A 2,745-nucleotide genomic window follows, 5' to 3' on the forward strand; every position below is an offset into this window, starting at 1 on the left:
CGCACCATCCGTTGCCGGCATCTACCCGTGGGGAGAACGACCGTGATCGAGAAAAAGAATCGCCCCGGAGCCCGCGCCGTCGTGACGCTCCTCGTCCTCGTGGCCACCCTGATGGCCATCGCCCTGGCGGCTCCCGTCGCCCTGGCCCGCACCGCTCCCCTCGCCATCGAGGGGCCCGTCGCCGCCGAGTTCGATCTGCAGCCGGCCGCCGCCCTGGCCCCGGTGCAGACCCTCGCCATCGACGTGCAGCAGCTCCGCGCCGAGGACGAGGAGCGCGACGCCGCCGGCCTGCCGCCCCGCTTCGCCCTGCCGGAGAACGCCTGGCTGACGCCCGAGAACAGCGGCACCTGGGAGCGCCTCGACGACGAGTACATGATCTGGCGGACGCGCGTCACCGCGCCCGGCGCCGTGTCGCTCAACTTCGGCTTCACCGGCTACCGGCTGCCCAAGGGCGCCCGGCTGAGCCTGTATCCGGCCGACACGCAGGGCCTCGACGACAAGCGCGGCCTGGCGATCTTCACCGCCGCCGACAACGAGGACCACGGCGAGCTGTGGACCCCGGTCATCCTGGCCGACGACGTGGTCATCGAACTGGTGCTGCCCGCGAGCGAGCGGAACAACTACCGCCTCGAGCTCTCGTCGATCAACAAGGGCTACCGCTACTTCGGCGAGATGATGGCCGACGAGGGCCTCTTCGACAAGCAGGGCAGCTGCAACGTCGACGTGGTGTGCCCCGAGGGCGATCCCTGGCAGTACGAGATCCACTCGGTGGGCGCCTACTCCACCGGCGGCTCGATCTTCTGCACGGGCGTGATGATGAACAACACCGCCGAGGACGGCACGCCGTTCTTCCTGACGGCCAACCACTGCGGCATCACCAACGCGAGCGCGGCCGCTTCGCTGGTCGTCTACTGGAACTTCGAGAGCGCCAACTGCGGCGACCTCGCGGGCGGCCTGCTGAACGATTTCCAGACCGGCGCCGTCCACCTGGCCAGCTCGTCCACGTCGGACGTGACCCTGGTCCAGCTCGACGACCCGGTCAACCCGGCCCACGAGGTGAGCTTCGCCGGCTGGAACAACGCGAGCATGGACTTCCCCGGCGTGACGGCCATCCACCACCCCAACGGTGACGAGAAGGCCATCAGCTTCGAGTACGACGCCACGACGACCACGACCTACCTGAGCAACACGGTGCCCGGCAACGGCACCCACATCCGCGTGACCGACTGGGACGTGGGCACCACCGAGCCCGGCTCGTCGGGTTCGCCCCTGTTCGATCCGGACCACCGGGTCGTGGGGCAGCTGCACGGTGGCTACGCCGCCTGCGGCAACGACCTCTCCGACTGGTACGGACGCCTGTCCGTGTCCTGGGCCGTCATCGGCACCTACCTCGATCCGCTGGGCACCGGCCAGGCGACCATCGACACCTACTCGCCCTGGGCCAGCGGCCTGCAGGTCGTGGGCAGCGGCCTCGCCAGCGAGGGCAACTCCGGCGGTCCGTTCACGCCCGCCAGCGCCGTGTTCACCCTGACCAACAACGACCCCACCGACATCGACTTCGCCGCCGCGACGACGGTGGCGTGGGCCGACGTTGCGCCCGCCAGCGGCACCATTCCCGGCGGCGGCAGCGTCGTGGTGACGGTGAGCCTGAACGCCGCGGCCGACGCCCTGGTCAACGGCCTGTACGCCGGCGCCGTCGACTTCACCAACACCACCAGCGGCGACGGCGACACCTCGCGCCCGCTGCAGCTGACGGTGGGTCTGCCCGAGTTCGTGTACGGCTGGAACCTGGACGTCGACCCCGTCTGGGACATGAACGGCCAGTGGGCCTGGGGCATTCCGACGGGCGTGGCGGGCGACCACGGCCTGCCCGACCCGACCAGCGGCGCCACCGGCTCCTATGTGCTCGGCTACAACCTGACGGGCCCGTACGCGGACAACCTGCCCGCGACGCACCTGACGACGACGGCCATCGACTGTTCGGAGATCTCGGCCACGAGCCTGCGCTTCCAGCGCTGGCTGAACGTCGAGCAGCCGGCCTACGACCACGCGTCGGTCTCGGTGAGCAACGACGGCGTGAACTTCCAGCAGATCTGGACCAACGGCTCGGAGATCACCGACAGCGCCTGGATGCCGCAGGAGTTCGACATCAGCGCCGTCGCCGACGGCGAGGCCACGGTGTACGTGCGCTGGACAATGGGCACGACCGACAGCTCGTGGTACTACGGGGGCTGGAACATCGATGACATCGAGATCTGGGGTCTGCCGAACCCGGTCTCGGCGGCGAACGACCTGCCGGCCTCGCGCCTGGGTGTCGATTCGTACCCGAACCCGTTCAACCCCATGACCCGGATCCGCTTCAACCTGGCGCAGGCCGGCCACGCCACGATCCAGGTCTTCGACCTGCAGGGGCGCCACGTGCGCACCCTGGTCGACGGCGCCCAGCCCGCCGGTCCGGGCGAGGTCGTCTGGGACGGCACCGACGGCGAGGGCCGCAAGGTGTCCAGCGGCGTCTACTTCGCGCGGGTGGCTTCCGGTGGCCAGGCCGCGGACCACAAGATGGTGCTGCTGAAGTAGTCCCCGGTTCCCGACCGGCTCGCCCAGCCCCGACCCGCTCCGGCGGGTCGGGGCTTTCGTTTGGCGGCGGACCGGGGGCGGGGTATGATGCCGGGACCGCCGCCCCTTCCGACTCCGCCAGAGGTGAGACCGCCATGACCGACACCGCCTTCCTCTCCGGCCGCCGCA

General features: G+C 70.1%; 1 protein-coding gene. It reads left to right on the forward strand.

Annotated features, from left to right (window positions below; genetic code table 11):
• Window positions 1-42 precede the first annotated feature (42 nt).
• Complete coding sequence (locus tag KDM41_12340; GenBank protein MCB1184215.1) at window positions 43-2,577, forward strand: trypsin-like peptidase domain-containing protein; 2,535 nt, start codon at window positions 43-45, stop codon at window positions 2,575-2,577.
• Window positions 2,578-2,745: the final 168 nt, after the last annotated feature.

The organism is bacterium (assembly GCA_020440705.1).
Lineage (GTDB): Bacteria > Krumholzibacteriota > Krumholzibacteriia > LZORAL124-64-63 > LZORAL124-64-63 > JAGRNP01.